The organism is Micromonospora sp. NBC_01655 (assembly GCF_026339755.1).
Classification (GTDB): Bacteria; Actinomycetota; Actinomycetes; order Mycobacteriales; family Micromonosporaceae; genus Micromonospora.
In genome coordinates, this window is record NZ_JAPEQF010000001.1 from 2,723,537 (window position 1) to 2,740,203 (window position 16,667).

9 protein-coding genes are annotated in these 16,667 nt (G+C 72.1%); 5 read left to right on the forward strand and 4 right to left on the reverse strand.

What is annotated here, in order from left to right; all coding sequences use genetic code 11:
* Positions 1 to 15: 15 nt before the first annotated feature.
* On the forward strand, positions 16 to 1,113 hold the full coding sequence (locus tag OOK41_RS12885; RefSeq protein WP_266264835.1) for a sensor histidine kinase: 1,098 nt from the start codon (positions 16 to 18) through the stop codon (positions 1,111 to 1,113).
* Positions 1,114 to 1,147: 34 nt separating this feature from the next.
* Here OOK41_RS12885 and OOK41_RS12890 read toward each other — a convergent pair whose 3' ends face one another.
* Positions 1,148 to 1,351 (reverse strand): hypothetical protein, encoded by a 204-nt coding sequence (locus OOK41_RS12890; RefSeq protein ID WP_243639837.1) that lies wholly within the window; start codon positions 1,349 to 1,351, stop codon positions 1,148 to 1,150.
* Positions 1,352 to 1,408: 57 nt separating this feature from the next.
* On the opposite strand from OOK41_RS12890, the gene OOK41_RS12895 reads away from it, so the two are divergent.
* The 3 genes from OOK41_RS12895 (at position 1,409) to pulA (ending at position 8,606) form a co-directional block, all read left to right on the forward strand.
* The gene (locus OOK41_RS12895; protein WP_266264837.1) at positions 1,409 to 2,104 is read left to right on the forward strand and encodes a hypothetical protein; all 696 of its coding nucleotides are present in this window, start codon (positions 1,409 to 1,411) and stop codon (positions 2,102 to 2,104) included.
* A gap of 129 nt (positions 2,105 to 2,233) precedes the next feature.
* Entirely contained in the window at positions 2,234 to 2,941 is a 708-nt protein-coding gene (locus OOK41_RS12900; protein ID WP_266264839.1) for a cellulose binding domain-containing protein, read from the forward strand.
* A gap of 163 nt (positions 2,942 to 3,104) precedes the next feature.
* A complete protein-coding gene (gene pulA, locus OOK41_RS12905) occupies positions 3,105 to 8,606 on the forward strand; it encodes a pullulanase-type alpha-1,6-glucosidase (RefSeq protein WP_266264841.1) in 5,502 nt (1,833 codons plus the stop codon).
* A 181-nt stretch (positions 8,607 to 8,787) separates the two neighbouring features.
* Here pulA and OOK41_RS12910 read toward each other — a convergent pair whose 3' ends face one another.
* The 3 genes from OOK41_RS12910 to OOK41_RS12920 form a co-directional block, all read right to left on the reverse strand.
* Entirely contained in the window at positions 8,788 to 10,569 is a 1,782-nt protein-coding gene (locus tag OOK41_RS12910) for a hypothetical protein (RefSeq protein WP_266264843.1), read from the reverse strand.
* Between the two features lie 362 nt (positions 10,570 to 10,931).
* Positions 10,932 to 12,776 carry a hypothetical protein gene (locus tag OOK41_RS12915; RefSeq protein ID WP_266264844.1) on the reverse strand — a complete coding sequence of 615 codons (1,845 nt, stop codon included), beginning with the start codon at positions 12,774 to 12,776 and terminating at the stop codon, positions 10,932 to 10,934.
* Between the two features lie 295 nt (positions 12,777 to 13,071).
* Positions 13,072 to 14,550, reverse strand: coding sequence for an aminopeptidase P family protein (locus OOK41_RS12920; protein ID WP_266264847.1), 1,479 nt, complete (start codon positions 14,548 to 14,550; stop codon positions 13,072 to 13,074).
* Positions 14,551 to 14,661: 111 nt separating this feature from the next.
* Between OOK41_RS12920 and asnB the strand changes: the two genes are divergently transcribed.
* On the forward strand, positions 14,662 to 16,623 hold the full coding sequence (gene asnB, locus OOK41_RS12925; protein WP_266264849.1) for an asparagine synthase (glutamine-hydrolyzing): 1,962 nt from the start codon (positions 14,662 to 14,664) through the stop codon (positions 16,621 to 16,623).
* The last annotated feature ends 44 nt before the right edge of the window (positions 16,624 to 16,667 follow it).

The window sequence follows — 16,667 nt, forward strand, 5'->3', positions numbered from 1 at the left end:
AGTCGAGGAGACAGCATGACCTGGTGGGGCGGCGCCCACTGGCAGCGCGCGGTCGACGTCGCCCTCGGCGCCGCCCTGGCCACCATCTTCCTGGTCTCCGGCGCGGTGGTCTCGGTCCCGCTCGCCGTGGCGCAACTGCTGCCCCTCGCCTGGCGCCGACACGCGCCCCAGGTGGTGCTGGCGCTGGTCGGGGGAGCCACGGCCGCGCACACCCTCGCCGGCATGTCCCGGTCGGTCGGCTTCCTGCCGGTGACGCTGGCCCTGTACTCGGCGGCGGCCCACCGGTCCCCGTGGATCCGCTGGGGGACGTGCGGCACGGCCACGGCGGTGGTCGTCGCCGCCAGCGGGCTGCGGCACGGGCCCGTCGAGGGCGGCCTGCTCGCCGTCGTCGTGTGCGTCGTCGCCTGGCTCGCCGGCGTCGAGCGGGGCGAACACGTACGCGAACGCACCGCGTACGCCGCCGAGAACACCCGGCTGCGCTGGGAGCAGACGGCCGCGCGGCAGACCGCCGCCGCAGCGCAGGCGCGGGAACGGCTGAGCCGGCGACTGCACGACACCCTCGCGCACACCGTCACCGTCATGCTGGTGCAGGCCGAGGCGCTGCGGTCGACCGCCTCGCTGGCCCCGGCCGACCGGGACCGCCTCGACCGGGTGCTGGCCGCGGGTCGGGAGGCCCTCGCGGACGTCCGCGCGGCGCTGGCCGACCAGGCCGAGGCGGACCCGGCCGCCACGCTCGCGGACCGGCTCCGGGCGCTGCGCGAAGCCGGTCTGCGCCTGCCCCCGGCGCTGCCTGACGGGCTCGACGACCTGCCGGCCCCGGCGCGGGCGCTCGCCCACCGGCTCATCGGGGAGACCGCCACGAACGCCCTGCGGCACGACGGCGTCGGCAGCCGCCTGGACATCGCCGTCGACCGGGACGACGACGTGCTGACCGTGGCCCTCACCAGCAGCGCGGGCCGGGCCACCGGCGGTCCCGCCCCGCGCGGTGCGGGCTTCGGCCTGCGCAGCCTCGCCGTCGACGTCGAGGCGCACGGCGGGACGCTGCGCCACGGCCGGTCCGACGGGTCGCGCTGGCGGGTGGTCGCCACCCTCCCGCTGCGTCCACCCGGCTGAGTCCGCCCCGGGGACGGCGGCGGCCCGCCGGGGCTCAGGCCGGGTCGCCGGCCGGCGCGGAGCCCACCCCGTCGGCAGCGGTGGCCTCCGCGTGCCGGTCGCGCAGCCGGGCCCGGATCTCCTCCGGGGTGTACGCCCGACGCCGCCGCTCCGCCCGGGCGACGACCACCCCGGTCGCGGCGACCCCCGCGAGTCCGGCCAGCCCGAGCACCTTCCACCACCGCATCCGTTGCCGCATCCGCCTAGGGTAGACCCCCATGAGCGAGCAGAGCGCCGGCGGCGACGGGGTGAGGGCATGAGCATCAGCCTGGACGAGGCCGTGGAGCTGACCCGCACCGGTGACGTGTGGGTGTTCCGGGGCCGCAGCGGGCCCGACCGGGCCATCCAGTTGACCACCAACAGCCCGGTCAACCACGTCGGGATGGCGGTGGTGCTGGACGACATGCCGCCGCTGATGTGGCACGCCGAGCTGGGCCGGTCGCTGCCGGACATGTGGACCGGAACCCACCAGCGCGGGGTGCAGCTGCACGTCCTGCGGGACGCGGTCTGCGTCTGGGCCAACCGGTACGGCCAGCGGGGCTGGCTGCGCCAACTCGAACCGCCCGCCGACGCGGAGATGGAGAAGGCGGTGCTGCGTACCGTCGCCCGCCTCGACGGCACCCCGTTCCCGTCCACCACCCAGCTCGCCTGGCGCTGGGCCCGGGGCCGGGTGCCCCAGGTGCGGCTGCCCGGGCTGCGCCGGCCGGGCGCGCGGCCCGGTGACGCGGCCACGGCGGAGCCGGCCGGCGGCGGCGCGGTGCGGGACCGCGCGCTGGAGACGGCGTACTGCGCCGAGGTGGTGGCGGTGACCTACGAGGCGATGGGCCTGCTGCCGGCCGGCCGCCGGCCGAACTGGTACGACCCGGGCCGGTTCTGGAGCGGCGACGACCTCGGCCTGGCCGCCGGCGCCCAGCTCGGCGCCGAGATCGAGGTAAGCATCCCGCCACGCTGAGCGCTACCGGTGGGCGTCGACCAGGGCGGACGGCATCGGCCGGCGCGGCCAGGTTCGGTGCCGGTCCGGACAGTTTCCGGCAGTGCCGTCGATCGCTACGCTTCCGGGCGGGACCGATGGGGGAGGGGCATGTCCGGCACACGTCGCGCGCGACCCGCCCCCGCCACCAGCGCCGCCAGCGCCGCCATCGCCTCCTCGCCCTGGATCCTGGTGTCGGTCGGGGTGATCGTCATGGTGGTGCTGCTGCTGGTCGCGCTGGGCACGTACCGCAGCCGGGGCCCCGCCGGTGGGGCGCTGCCCGGTCCGGACGTGACCGTGCCCCTGCCGACGTCGCCGCCGACGGCGAGCCGCGCCGCGACCGGGCCGCCCGCGCCCGTGCCGCCGGGCCGCTCGCCGCGCTCGACCCCGTCGCCCGGCCCGACGCGCCCCGCCGCGTCGACCGGCGGCCCCACCCCGGCCGGTGCCGGGACCTCCGCGTCGCCGCCTGCCCCGCTCGCGTCGACGCCCGTCGACCCGCCCGCGCTCACCGGCGCGTACCGGGTGCTGAGCACGTACGACGACGCCTTCATCGGCGAGGTGCTGGTCCGCAACGTCTCCCGGTCCGATCAGGGCTGGGCGGTCCGGCTGACGTTCCCCGGCGCTCGGCTGGTCGCCGTCTGGGTCGCGGGCGCCCCGGAGGCCCGGACCAGCCGGTCGGGCGACACCTGGACCTTCACCGGCGGCGGCGCCCTGCCCCCGGACGGTGTGGTGCCGCTGCGGTTCCACTTCGAGCAGACCCCCGCCACCCGGCCGACGACGTGCACGGTGGACGGCGTCGGCTGCTCCGGCGTCGGCTGACCCGTCCCTCGGTCGGTGCCGACCATGGCTGCCTGGTCCGCTCCCCGCGTGAGCCTGCGTTTCGCAAGATGACTGCTTTGTTGCGACCTCGTTTGCAAGGTATTGCAGAATGTTTCGGCAAGAGCTAGCGTGCGGGCGAATCACGACCAGAGGAAGGCCGTCGATGAAACCCCCGCCGATGTCCCGTAAGGCGTTGCTCGCCTTGGTCTCCACCCTCACTCTCGCCCTCGTCGGCGCCCCCGTCGCCGTGCACCAGGTCGCCGCCGCCGCGGCCCCGAGGCCCGCCGGCACCGACCCCCTCGCCGCCGCCGGCGCGGTGCAGTGGCGCTCCGAGCCCTCCGTCGAGGACCTGCTCAAGGCCGGCTCCGGCGACGCCCGTGCCGAGCAGTTCTACTTCGTCCTGCCGGACCGGTTCGCCAACGGCGACCCGCGCAACGACTCCGGCGGGCTCACCGGGGACCGGCTCGTCACCGGCCTGGACCCGAAGGACAAGGGCTTCTACCACGGCGGTGACCTCAAGGGGGTGATGGACAAGCTCGACTACATCCAGGGGCTCGGCAGCACGGCGATCTGGCTCGCCCCGATCTTCAAGAACCGGCCCGTGCAGGGCGCCGGCGCGGACGTCTCGGCCGGCTACCACGGCTACTGGATCACCGACTTCACCCAGGTCGACCCGCACTTCGGCACCAACGAGGAGCTGAAGAGGCTGGTCAAGCTCTCGCACCAGCGGGGCATCAAGGTGTACCTCGACGTCATCGTCAACCACACCGCCGACGTCATCAAGTACGCCGAGGGCAAGTACGCGTACATCGACAAGAAGACCGCGCCGTACACCGACGCGCGGGGGCGGGCCTTCGAGGACCGCAACTACGCCGACGGGACCCGGGACTTCCCGAAGGTGAACGCCGAGTACTCCCCGTACACCCCGATCTTCGACACCCCGGCCGACGCGAAGGTCAAGGTCCCGGCGTGGCTCAACGACGCCACCATGTACCACAACCGGGGCGACTCGACCTTCTCCGGCGAGAACAGCGAGTACGGCGACTTCTACGGCCTGGACGACCTGTGGACCGAGCGCCCCGAGGTGGTCGAGGGCCTGACCAGGGTCTACGGCGACTGGATCGGCGGCACCGGCGTCGACGGGTTCCGGCTGGACACCGTCAAGCACACCAACATGGAGTTCTGGCCGCAGTTCAGCCGGGGCATCGAGCGGGCCGCCGAGCGGGCCGGCAAGAAGGACTTCTTCATGTTCGGCGAGGTCTACAGCGCCGACCCGCAGATCACCTCCGGCTACGTGCGGCGCGGCGGCCTGCCGGCCACCCTCGACTTCGCCTTCCAGGAGGCCGCCCGCGGCTACACCGCCGCCGACGGCTCCGCGAAGGCGCTCGCCGACGTGTACGCCCGCGACGACCTCTACGCCTCCCGGGACACCGACGCCAACCGGCTGACCACCTTCCTCGGCAACCACGACATGGGCCGGATCGGCTCGTTCATCGCTGCCGCCGGCGGGGACGACGCCGCGCAGCTACGCCGCGACCAGCTCGCCCACCAGCTCATGTTCCTCACCCGCGGCCAGCCGGTGGTGTACTCCGGCGACGAGCAGGGCTTCACCGGCCCCGGCGGCGACAAGGACGCCCGGCAGGACATGTTCGCCTCGAAGGTGCCCGACTACCTCGACGACGACCTGATCGGCACCGACCGCACCCACGCCGGCGACCAGTACGACCCGACGCACCCGCTCTACCGCACCATCGCCGAGTTGGGCCGGCTCCGGCAGGCCCACCCGGCGCTGCGCGACGGCGTCCAGGTCACCCGGTACGCCGCCGACGGCCCAGGCGTCTTCGCCTTCTCCCGGATCGACCCGAGGCAGCGCACCGAGTACGTCGTCGCCGTGAACAACGCCGGCACCGCGCAGACCGTCACCGTGGACACCTGGTCGGCCGGGGCCGCGTTCGCCGGGATCTACGGCGGCGCGGACACCCCGACCGCCGGGGCCGACGGCAAGCTGACCGTGACCGTGCCGGCGACGTCCGCCGTGGTGTACCGGGCCGGCCGGGCGATCCCGCAGGCCGACGCGAAGCCGTCGATCAGCGTCACCGCCCCCGCCCCGGACGCCCCGGTCGCCACCCGTGCCGCCGTCACCGCCCAGGTCACCGGCGACCCGCTGGCCACCGTCGCCGTCGCCGCCCGGGTCGCCGGCGGTAGGTGGACCCTGCTGGGCAGCGCCCACCGGGCCCCGTACACGGTGCACCACGACCTGACCGGCCTGGCCGGCGGGACGGGGATCGAGTACAAGGCCGTCGTCCGCGACGGCAGGGGGCGCACCGCGAGCACCCGCTCCACCGCCACCGTCGGCACCCCGACGCAGAGCGCGTCGCGGGACTGGGCGGTGGTGCACTACCAGCGCCCGGCCGGCGGCTACGACGACTGGGGCCTGTACGCCTGGGGCGACATCGACCCCGCGTACGCCACGGAGTGGCCCAAGGGGCAGCCGTTCGCCGGGGAGGACTCGTTCGGCCGGTTCGCCTGGGTGAAGCTGAAGCCGGGCGCGAAGTCGGTCGGCTTCCTGGTGGTCGACTCCGCCGGCAACAAGGACGTCGCCAACGACCGGACCGTCGACGTCACGCAGACCGGCGAGGTGTGGGTGAAGCAGGGCGACGCCGCGCTCTACCCGAGCAGGCAGGCCGCCACCGGCGAGCCGGACCCGCCCGTCGCCGGGGACACCGCGCTGATCCACTACCGCCGGGCCGACAACAACTACGACGGCTGGGGCCTGCACCTGTGGGACGGCGCGGCCGATCCGACCGACTGGTCCGCCCCGCTGAGGCCGGAGCGGACCGACGCGTTTGGCGCGGTCTTCCGGGTGCCGCTGGCGGCCGGGGCCACCGGGCTGAGCTACCTCATCCACAACGGCGACACCAAGGACCTGCCGAACGACCAGCGGCTGGACTTCGCCACCGCCGGCCGGGAGGTGTGGCTGCTCGCCGCCACCCCGGGCCGGTTGCTGCCGTCGACCTCGTCCGGGGTGTCCAGGGACGTGGACATCACCAGGCAGCAGGCGCAGTGGATCGACCGGTCCACCGTCGCCTGGCAGGCCGGGCCCACCGACGGCCGGGCGTACGCCCTGGTGGTGGCCCCGACCGGCGGGCTGAGCGTCGTCGACGGGGAGCTGTCCGGGACGTACACCACGCTGCCGTTGCGGGCGCAGCGCAACGGGCTCACCGAGGCCCAGCGCGCGAAGTACCCGCACCTGTGGGCGTACCAGGCGTTCGGCCTGGACCGGGCCGACCTGGCGAAGGTCCCGGCGGCGCTGCGCGGGCAACTCGTGGTGACCGAGCGGGACGCGCAGGGCGCGCTGCTCGGCGCGACCGGGGTACAGGTCCCGGGCGTGCTCGACGACGTCTACGCCGCCGCCACCGGCGCGCGGCTCGGGGCGACCTTCGCCGGCGGGGTGCCCACCCTCGCGGTGTGGGCGCCCACCGCGCGGACGGTGGCGCTGGAGCTGTCCGACTCGCCGACCGCCGCGCCGCGCACCGTGGCGATGCGCCGCGACGACCGCACCGGCGTCTGGTCCGCGCGCGGCGACCGGGGCTGGACCGGCAAGTACTACCGGTACCGGGTCGAGGCGTGGCAGCCGGCGGCGCAGAAGGTGGTCACCGCCTCGGTGACCGACCCGTACTCGGTGGCGCTCGCGCCGGACTCCACGCACAGCCAGATCGTCGACCTGGCCGACCCGGCGCTGGCCCCGAAGGGCTGGGCGAACCTGCGCAAGCCGGCCGCGCCGCCGGCCGCGAAGGCGCAGATCCAGGAGGTCTCCGTCCGGGACTTCTCCATCGCCGACAGCACCGTGCCGGCCGAGCGGCGCGGCACCTACCTCGCCTTCACCGACCCGGACACGGCCGGGATGAGGCACCTGAGGGCGCTCGGCGGCGCCGGGGTCGACTACCTGCACCTGCTGCCGGCGTTCGACTTCGCCACCATCCCCGAGCGCCGCACCGACCAGCGGCAGCCGGCCTGCGACCTGGCGAAGCTGGCCCCGGACTCCGACGAGCAGCAGAGGTGCGTGGCGGCGGTGGCCGACACCGACGGCTACAACTGGGGGTACGACCCGCTGCACTACACCGTGCCGGAGGGCGGCTACGCCGTCGACCCGGCCGGGGCGAAGCGGACCACCGAGTTCCGGCAGATGGTCGCCGGGGTCAACGGCGCCGGCCTGCGGGTGGTCATGGACGTGGTCTACAACCACACGTCGGCGGCCGGCACCGACGGCAAGTCGGTGCTCGACCAGGTGGTGCCCGGCTACTACCACCGGCTGCTGCCCGACGGGGCGGTCGCCACCTCCACCTGCTGCGCCAACACCGCCCCCGAGCACGCCATGATGGGCAAGCTGGTGGTGGACTCCCTGGTCACCTGGGCGAAGCAGTACAAGGTGGACGGGTTCCGGTTCGACCTGATGGGCCACCATCCGAAGGAGAACATCCTCGCCGTGCGGGCCGCCCTCGACAGGCTCACCCCCGCCCGCGACGGCGTGGACGGGAAGCAGATCCTGCTGTACGGCGAGGGCTGGAACTTCGGCGAGGTCGCCGACGACGCCCGGTTCGTGCAGGCCACCCAGGCCAACATGGCCGGCACCGGCATCGGCACGTTCAACGACCGGCTCCGCGACGCGGTGCGCGGCGGTACGCCGTTCGACCCGAACCCCCGCATCCAGGGCTTCGCGTCGGGCCTGTTCACCGACCCCAACGGCGACCCGGTGAACGGGTCGGCGGCCGAGCAGCGGGCCCGCCTGCTGCACCACCACGACCAGATCAAGGTCGGGCTGACCGGCAACCTGCGCGGCTACCGGTTCACCGACTCGTCCGGCCGGCAGGTCACCGGCGCCCAGGTCGACTACAACGGCTCGCCCGCCGGCTACACCGCCGCGCCCGGGGAGGCGGTCACCTACGTCGACGCGCACGACAACGAGATCCTGTACGACGCGCTGGCGTACAAGCTGCCGCAGGCCACCTCGGCGGCGGACCGGGCCCGGATGCAGGTGCTCGCCCTCTCCACCGTGGTGATGGGCCAGGGGACCGGGTTCGTGACGGCCGGCTCGGAGCGGCTGCGCTCCAAGTCGCTGGACCGCAACTCGTACAACTCCGGCGACTGGTTCAACCAGATCCGCTGGGACTGCGCCCAGGGCAACGGCTTCGGGGCCGGCCTCCCGCCGGCGGCGGACAACCAGGACAAGTGGTCGTACGCGAAGCCGCTGCTGGCCGATCCGTCGCTGGTGCCGGACTGCGCGGCGATCGACCTGGCCGACGCCCGGTACGCGGAGCTGCTGCGGATCCGCGAGTCCTCGCCGGTGTTCGGGCTGACCACCGCCGACCAGGTGCAGCAGCGGGTCGCCTTCCCGCTCTCCGGCACCGGTGAGACCCCGGGCGTGCTCACCATGACCCTCGACGCCCGCGGGCTGGACGGGAAGTGGCGGTCGGTGACCGTCGTCTTCAACGCCACCCCGCAGGCGGCGCGGCAGCGGGTCACCGGGCTGCGTGGGGCGGACGTGGCGCTGCACCCGGTGCTGCGGTCCTCCGCCGACCCGGTGCTGCGCACCGCGTCGTTCGACCGGGGCACCGGCACCTTCACGGTGCCGGCGCGCAGTGTGGCGGTCTTCGTCCAGAAGTAGCCCGTCGAACCGGCCGGCCCCGTCCGCCCTGGCGGATGGGGGCCGGCTGCGGTCCGGACGTTCGTACCGGCGACGGCCACCGGCCCCGCCCGGTGGGATCCGTGCGGATCCTTCCCGAGCGGGGCCGGCGGACTGCCCCGTGGCCGGTGTCACCGTTGCCGGCTACCAGCCCTGCCCGCCGTCAGGCGAAGCAGTTGGGGATGTGGCCGGTGCAGTTGGTGGGGTCGTTGTCGATGACGATGGATTCGTCGTCGAGGCGGACGGTGCCGTCGTTGTTGACGATGCCGCCGGCGATGTCGTAGGGCTTGTTGGTGTCGGTGGCGGTGTTCTTGGTGACCTTGGTGTTGATGATGTTGACTCGGCCGCGGTTGTTGAAGATGCCGCCGCCGTTGCCGGCGGTGTTGCCCTTGACCTCGCTGTTGCGGAGGGTGAGGGTGGCGCGGTTGTCTTTGTTGGGGCCGGGTTTGAGGTCGGGGTCGCCGTTGAAGATGCCGCCGCCGCGTCGGCCGGCGGTGTTGCCGCGGATGGCGCTGTCGTCGATGGTGGCGCTGCCGCGGTCGTTGTTGTCGTCGTTGTCGTGTTCGTTGGTGGTCTTGGGCTTGTTGGTGGTGCTGGTGTTGAAGATGCCGCCGCCGTCTTGGCTGGCTTTGTTGTTGTCGATGGTGACGTGGCGGAGGTGGAGGTTGGTGTTGGTGGCGTAGATGCCGCCGCCGCTGTGGCAGGCGGTGTTGTCCTTGATGTCGGTGGAGGTGATGTCGAGGAAGCCGTTGGCGGTGTAGATGCCGCCGCCGTTGTGGTCGGCCTTGTTGTTGTGGATGGTGCTCTTGGTGATTTCGACGGTGCCGGTGGCGGTGGTGCCGATGGCGATCTTGGGTTCGTAGGTGTTGCCGTTGGCGATGCCGCCGCCGTTCTTGCCGGCGGTGTTGTTGCCGATGCGGGTTTCCTTGAGTTTGAGGATGCCGGCGTTGAAGATGGCGCCGCCGTTGGCCTTGGCGTGGTTGTTGTCCACGGTGGTGCGGTCGAGCAGGACGCGGCCGAAGTTGGCGATGGCGCCGCCGTTGCCGCTGGCGTTGTTGTTGAACAGGTTGCTGTCTTCGAGGATGGCGGTGCCGCCGGGCTTGACGAGCAGTGCGCCGCCGTCGGCGCCCTCGTCGTAGGTTCCGGGCCAGTCCCCACCCGGCCCGCCAGGCATCCCCGGCTCAACCGGTACGGCTGGCTTTTCCGGCACGGCTGGCGTGCCGGGTGCGGCGGGCGTGCCCGGCACAACCGGCGTGGCTGGCGCGGCGGCCACCGGCTTGGCGGCCGGTGCGGCCGGTGCGGCGGCGACCGCCGGCTTGGCAGCCGGTGCGGCGGCGGCCGGCGCGGTGGCCGCGGCCCCGTGTTCGGCGGCGCCTGCCGGCGCGGTGCCGGCCGCCGGTGGCATGGTGCCCCCGGGTGTGGTGGGCCAGGGCTCGGGTTCGTGCTTCTTCTCGCGGGCGGCGTTGCCGTCCTTGAGGGTGACGCCCTTGAGGGTGAGTTCGCCGCCCTCGCCGACGGTGAAGATGCGGAAGGCGTCCTTGGAGTCGCGCTTGATGACGGACTTTTCGCCCTTGATGGTGATCCGTTGGCGGATCGTGGGCAGGGCCGAGCCGTTCTTGCGGTCGTGGTCGCCCAGTTCGTATTTGCAGTCCCGGGCCAGCTTCAGCGTGCCGCCCAGCTCGTTGTTGGCCCGTACCACCGCTTCGACCAGCGCGTCGTCGTCGCAGGGCACCTCACGGACCCGGCCCTCCTCGTCACGCTCACCCCGACGGTCCCGGTCCTTGTCGCGGTGCTCGTCACGATCGTCCCGGCCGGGGCTGTCGTCCTTGACGACCTGCTCGGCGGTGGACCACTTGAAGTTGTCCAGCCGGTTCATCCCCGCCGCCCCCGCGCCGGTGGCGGCGCCTACGGTGACGAGGCTGACGACGCCGGTCAGGCCGGCCACGCCGGTGGCGAGCCACAGCTTGCGGTGGCGCGGCGCCGCCCCGGTTTCCCGCGCCGTATCGGTGCTCTTCGGAAGGTAGTTGGACATCGGAGCTCTCTGCTCTCTCCTCGTACCAGACAAGGTGCTTCGCCATCGCGAGGCGCCTTGGCTACAAATCGGTTGTAGCTACTTAAGAACACCGTATGAGAATGTTCTTCGTAGCGGTGGCGTATCCGAAAGAACCGCACATTAGGTGTACGTCATGCCCAGGCTGTCCCTAATCCGGACGTAGCGCGCGGGGATGGCGCGGCGAGGAGGACCCCTCCCGGTCGCCGGTGGGCGGTCGGAAGGGGCCTGTCTCCGCTATGTGGTGCAGCCTCGCCTCAGGCGAAGCAGTTGGGGATGTGGCCGGTGCAGTTGGTGGGGTCGTTGTCGATGACGATGGATTCGTCGTCGAGGCGGACGGTGCCGTCGTTGTTGACGATGCCGCCGGCGATGTCGTAGGGCTTGTTGGTGTCGGTGGCGGTGTTCTTGGTGACCTTGGTGTTGATGATGTTGACTCGGCCGCGGTTGTTGAAGATGCCGCCGCCGTTGCCGGCGGTGTTGCCCTTGACCTCGCTGTTGCGGAGGGTGAGGGTGGCGCGGTTGTCTTTGTTGGGGCCGGGTTTGAGGTCGGGGTCGCCGTTGAAGATGCCGCCGCCGCGTCGGCCGGCGGTGTTGCCGCGGATGGCGCTGTCGTCGATGGTGGCGCTGCCGCGGTCGTTGTTGTCGTCGTTGTCGTGTTCGTTGGTGGTCTTGGGCTTGTTGGTGGTGCTGGTGTTGAAGACGCCGCCGCCGTCTTGGCTGGCTTTGTTGTTGTCGATGGTGACGTGGCGGAGGTGGAGGTTGGTGTTGGTGGCGTAGATGCCGCCGCCGCTGTGGCAGGCGGTGTTGTCCTTGATGTCGGTGGAGGTGATGTCGAGGAAGCCGTTGGCGGTGTAGATGCCGCCGCCGTTGTGGTCGGCCTTGTTGTTGTGGATGGTGCTCTTGGTGATTTCGACGGTGCCGGTGGCGGTGGTGCCGATGGCGATCTTGGGTTCGTAGGTGTTGCCGTTGGCGATGCCGCCGCCGTTCTTGCCGGCGGTGTTGTTGCCGATGCGGGTTTCCTTGAGTTTGAGGATGCCGGCGTTGAAGATGGCGCCGCCGTTGGCCTTGGCGTGGTTGTTGTCCACGGTGGTGCGGTCGAGCAGGACGCGGCCGAAGTTGGCGATGGCGCCGCCGTTGCCGCTGGCGTTGTTGTTGAACAGGTTGCTGTCTTCGAGGATGGCGGTGCCGCCGGGCTTGACGAGCAGTGCGCCGCCGTCGGCGCCCTCGTCGTAGGTTCCGGGCCAGTCCCCACCCGGCCCGCCAGGCATCCCCGGCCCACCAGGCATTCCCGGCCCGCCAGGCATCCCCGGCTCAACCGGGTTGGTTCCCGGCGTGCTCGGCGCGGCTCCTTCGGCCACCGGCGCGGCGGCTGGCCCCGGCTTGGCGGCCGTGGGTGGGGTGGTGCCTCCGGGTGTGGTGGGCCAGGGCTCGGGTTCGTGCTTCTTCTCGCGGGCGGCGTTGCCGTCCTTGAGGGTGACGCCCTTGAGGGTGAGTTCGCCGCCCTCGCCGACGGTGAAGATGCGGAAGGCGTCCTTGGAGTCGCGCTTGATGACGGACTTTTCGCCCTTGATGGTGATCCTTTGGCGGATCGTGGGCAGGGCCGAGCCGTTCTTGCGGTCGTGGTCGCCCAGTTCGTACTTGCAGTCCCGGGCCAGCTTCAGCGTGCCGCCCAGCTCGTTGTTGGCCCGTACCACCGCTTCGACCAGCGCGTCGTCGTCGCAGGGCACCTCACGGACCCGGCCCTCCTCGTCACGCTCACCCCGACGGTCCCGGTCCTTGCCGGACCAGTCGTCCTTGCCGGACCACTCGCCGTCGCTCCGGTCGTCCTGCTCGCCGGGTTTCTGGCCGTCGTCTTCCTTGGCGCCCTCCTCGTCGGCCCGGCCGGCGTCGCTGACGTTCTGCTTCGAGGTGGCCGAGTGCTGGTCCGACAGCCGGTTCGCGTCGTCGGACTTGTCGTTGCGGGCGGCCAACCCGCCGAGCGCTGCCAGGCCGACGACGCCGGTCAGGCCGGCCACGCCGGTGGCGACCCAGAGCGCCCGTCGCCGTTTCGCCGGCGGGGTGGTGTGCACCCCGCCGTCGGGAGTCGTTTCGTCGTTGGACATCAGAGCCTTCCGCCCTTCCTGCTACCAGACGGGACCGCACCGCCCGAGGGGGTGCGACCAGCTACAAATCGGTTGCAGCCTTCTGATCTCCACCGTATGAGAATGTTCCTCGCGAGGAGGACGTATCCGAAAAAACCCCGCATTGTCCTCAGAACGGGCAGGACTCCGCAGTCGGGACGGTGCCGGGCACGAAGGTGCCGCAGGGGCGGAAACGGCGGCGGGCCCCGCCACCGGTGCGTCGACGGTCGAAACGTCGCGTACCGGCGGCGGGGCCCGCCGTGGTCGTACCTGGGGATCAGCCGGGCAGGCGCGGACCCGCTTCACGCTGCTCGGCCAGCCAGGTCTCCACCTCGTCGGCCCGGCGCGGCAGCCCGGCCGAGAGGTTGACCGCGCCGGTCGCGGTCACCAGCACGTCGTCCTCGATCCGGATGCCGATGCCGCGCAGTTCCTCGGGAACCAGCTCGTCCTCCGGCTGGAAGTACAGCCCCGGCTCGACGGTGAGCACGTAGCCCTCGCCGAGTGCGCCGTCGCGGTAGGTCTCCTTGCGGGCATTGGAGCAGTCGTGCACGTCGATGCCGAGCATGTGCCCGAAGCCGTGCAGCGTCCACCGGCGGTAGACCGTCGACTTCTCGTCCATCGCCTCGTCCACGCTGACCGGCAGCAGGCCAAGGTCGTGCAGGCCCTCGGCGAGCACCCGCATGCAGGTCAGGTGGACGTCGCGGAAGTTGGCTCCTGGCCGGATGAAGTCGATCCCGGCCTGCTGCGAGGCGTACACGACGTCGTAGACCTGCCGCTGCAACGGGGTGAACCGGCCGTCGACCGGGAGCACCCGGGTCACGTCGGCGGTGTAGAGGTTGCGGTTCTCCACGCCCATGTCCATCAGCAGCAGCTCACCCGGCCGGGTGACGCCGTGGTTGTGCACCCAGTGCAGGATGGTGGCGTGCTCGCCGGCCCCGACGATCGAGCCGTAGCCGACCTCGTTGCCGTCGTGCCGGGCGCGCAGCGCGAAGATCCCCTCCAGCAGCCGCTCGGAGACCGCCCGGTCGGCCGGCAGCACCCGGGCCACGTCCTCGAAGCCCCGCACGGTGGCGTCGACGGCGTCCTGGAGCTGGGCGATCTCCCACTCGTCCTTGACCAGCTTGAGTTCGGAGATCGTGATCGCCAGCTCGCGGTCCCGGGCCGGCTGCCCCTCGGCCCGCGGCCCGTCGTACGGGCGCAGGGCCGCGTCCACCCGGGCGTCGAAGCCGCGCAGCACCCGGGTCCGCGCCGGCGCCAGCTCGGCCAGCGCCGCGTCCAGCTCGGTCAGGTCGACGGTGGGCAGGCCCAGCTCGGTCGACTTCTCGGCCAGGGTGTGCCGCCGGCCCACCCACAGCTCGCCGTGTCGGCTGCGGAAGAACTCGTCGTTGTCCCGGGAGGACCGGGGTCGCATGTAAAGGGTGGCGTCGTGCCCCGAGCCGTTGGGGCGCAGCACCAGCACGCTGTCCGGCTCGTGGTCGCCGGTCAGGTACGCGAAGTCGCTGCCCGGCCGGAACCGGTACTCGGTGTCGTTGGCGCGCACCTTCTCCCCGCCGGTGGGGATCACCAGCGTCTCGCCCGGGAAGGCCGCGGAGAGCGCGGCCCGCCGCTTGGCGTGGTTCGGCACCTCCACCCGGGGACCGACCGGAAGATTGGTGTCCCGCCAGCCCTGACGCATGAACGACAGGAACGCCTCCGGGAAATCCGGGTCGTGTGACTCGGTGCCGTCCGGCTGGCCGCCGGTCTGCTTCTCGCTCATGATCCGCTCCCTCCGCCGCGTCGCTGGTGCAGACGGTACCCCGCGCGCGCGGAAGTGGAGAGCCTGCGGTGCCCGCGACGTGCGTCCCGGCCGCGTGGAAAGATGACCACCATGTGCGGACTCCTGGCCTTCTTCAGCGCGAACGGCAACGCCGCCGCCCACCGTGACCACATCGCGGGGGCGTTGGAGTGCCTGCACCACCGCGGACCGGACGAGACAGGGGTCGAGGTGGTCGGCGACGCCACCGGCCACTACGCGGACGGGGTGTTCGGGCACAAGCGACTCGCGATCATCGACGTGGCGTCCAGCCACGAGCCGCTGCCGTACGCGGGCGGGCGCTACCTGCTGACGTTCAACGGTGAGATCTACAACTACATCGAGCTGCGCGAGGAACTGGTGCGCACCTACGGGGCCCAGTTCGCCACCGCCGGCGACGGCGAGGTCATCGTCGCCGGCTTCCACTTCTGGGGCGAGCAGGTGCTCACCCGGCTGCGCGGCATGTTCGCGTTCGTGATCTGGGACCGGCAGGAGCGCCGGGCGTTCGGCGCGCGCGACTACTTCGGCATCAAGCCGCTGCACTACCTGGAGACCGCCGACGGGCTCTACCTCGCCTCGGAGAAGAAGGCGCTGCTGCCGTTCGCGCAGTCCGCGTACGCCGGGGACGCCGGGATCGACCCGGCGAACCTGAGCCACTACCTGACCCTGCAGTACGTCCCGGAGCCCGGCACCCTGCACCGGGGCATCAACCGGATCGGGTCGGGAGAGTACCTGACCTGGAGCCCGGGCGGCCGGATCGACGTGCGCCGGTGGTACCGGCCGGTGTTCCGGCCCGCCCCGGTCAGCGACGAGCAGCGCCTCTACCACCAGATCCGGGAGACGCTGCGGGAGAGCGTCCGGATGCACATGCGTTCGGACGTGCCGGTCGGCTCGTTCCTGTCCAGCGGCATCGACTCCACCGCCGTGGTGGCCCTGGCCCGGGAGTTCAACCCGAACATCCTCACCTTCACCGTCGGCTACGACGTCCCCGGGTACTCGGAGATCGACGTCGCCCAGGACTCGGCCCGGCACCTCGACGTGACCACCATCCCGACGAAGATCGGGCCGCAGGACATGATCGACGCGCTGCCGAAGATCGTCTGGCACCTGGACGACCCGGTGGCCGACCCGGCCCTGGTGCCGCTGTACTTCGTGGCGAAGAAGGCCGCCGAGCACGTCACCGTGGTCCTCTCCGGCGAGGGCGCCGACGAGTTCTTCGGCGGGTACACGATCTACCGCGAGCCGCTCTCCCTCGGCACGGTCAACGGCCTGCCGGGCGGGGTGCAGAAGGGCCTGCGCGCGGTCTCCAAGGCCATCCCGCAGGGGGTGAAGGGCAAGAGCTTCCTGGAGCGCGGCACCACCCCGATCGAGCAGCGCTACTACGGCAACGCCCGGATGTTCACCGAGGAGGAGAAGCAGCACCTGCTGCGCCGCTACGACCCCTCGGTGCGCTACACCGACGTCACCGCGCCGATCTACGCCGAGTGCACCGAGCTGGACGACGTCACCAAGATGCAGTACGTCGACCTCTACACCTGGCTGCGCGGCGACATCCTGGTCAAGGCCGACCGGATCTCGATGGCGCACTCGCTGGAGGTCCGGGTGCCGTTCCTGGACCGGGAGGTGTTCGACGTGGCGGCCACCATCCCGGTCGACCTGAAGCTCCCGCCGCGCTCCGACGCCACCAAGTACGCCATGCGCCAGGCGTTGCAGGGCGTGGTCCCGCCGGCCATCGTCAACCGGAGGAAGCTCGGCTTCCCGACCCCGACCCGGGTGTGGCTGCGCGGCGAGATGTACGAGTGGGCCCGCTGGGTGCTGTCCAACTCCGGCGCCGGCGACCTGATCGACCTGTCGTACGCGATGCGGCTGCTGGAGGAGCACAAGCGGGAGGAGGCCGACCACTCCCGCAAGGTGTGGACGGTGCTGATCTTCTGCATCTGGCACGCGATCTTCGTGGCCAAGACCCTCGACCCGGGCATCCAGCGCAACCAGTCCGCGCTGCTGACCAAGCCGGTGGTCGGCTCCATGGTCCGCTGAGCCGGTGCGAAGGCCCCCTGCCGCCGCGCGTGGCAGGGGGCCTC

Bases quoted from the DNA above. Each gene is read 5' to 3' on its own strand.
- OOK41_RS12885 (WP_266264835.1), top strand. From the start codon at position 16: ATGACCTGGTGGGGCGGCGCCCACTGGCAGCGCGCGGTCGACGTCGCC.
- asnB (WP_266264849.1), top strand. From the start codon at position 14,662: ATGTGCGGACTCCTGGCCTTCTTCAGCGCGAACGGCAACGCCGCCGCC.
- OOK41_RS12915 (WP_266264844.1), bottom strand. From the start codon at position 12,776: ATGTCCAACGACGAAACGACTCCCGACGGCGGGGTGCACACCACCCCG.
- OOK41_RS12900 (WP_266264839.1), top strand. From the start codon at position 2,234: ATGTCCGGCACACGTCGCGCGCGACCCGCCCCCGCCACCAGCGCCGCC.
- OOK41_RS12895 (WP_266264837.1), top strand. From the start codon at position 1,409: ATGAGCATCAGCCTGGACGAGGCCGTGGAGCTGACCCGCACCGGTGAC.
- pulA (WP_266264841.1), top strand. From the start codon at position 3,105: ATGAAACCCCCGCCGATGTCCCGTAAGGCGTTGCTCGCCTTGGTCTCC.
- OOK41_RS12920 (WP_266264847.1), bottom strand. From the start codon at position 14,550: ATGAGCGAGAAGCAGACCGGCGGCCAGCCGGACGGCACCGAGTCACAC.
- OOK41_RS12890 (WP_243639837.1), bottom strand. From the start codon at position 1,351: ATGCGGCAACGGATGCGGTGGTGGAAGGTGCTCGGGCTGGCCGGACTC.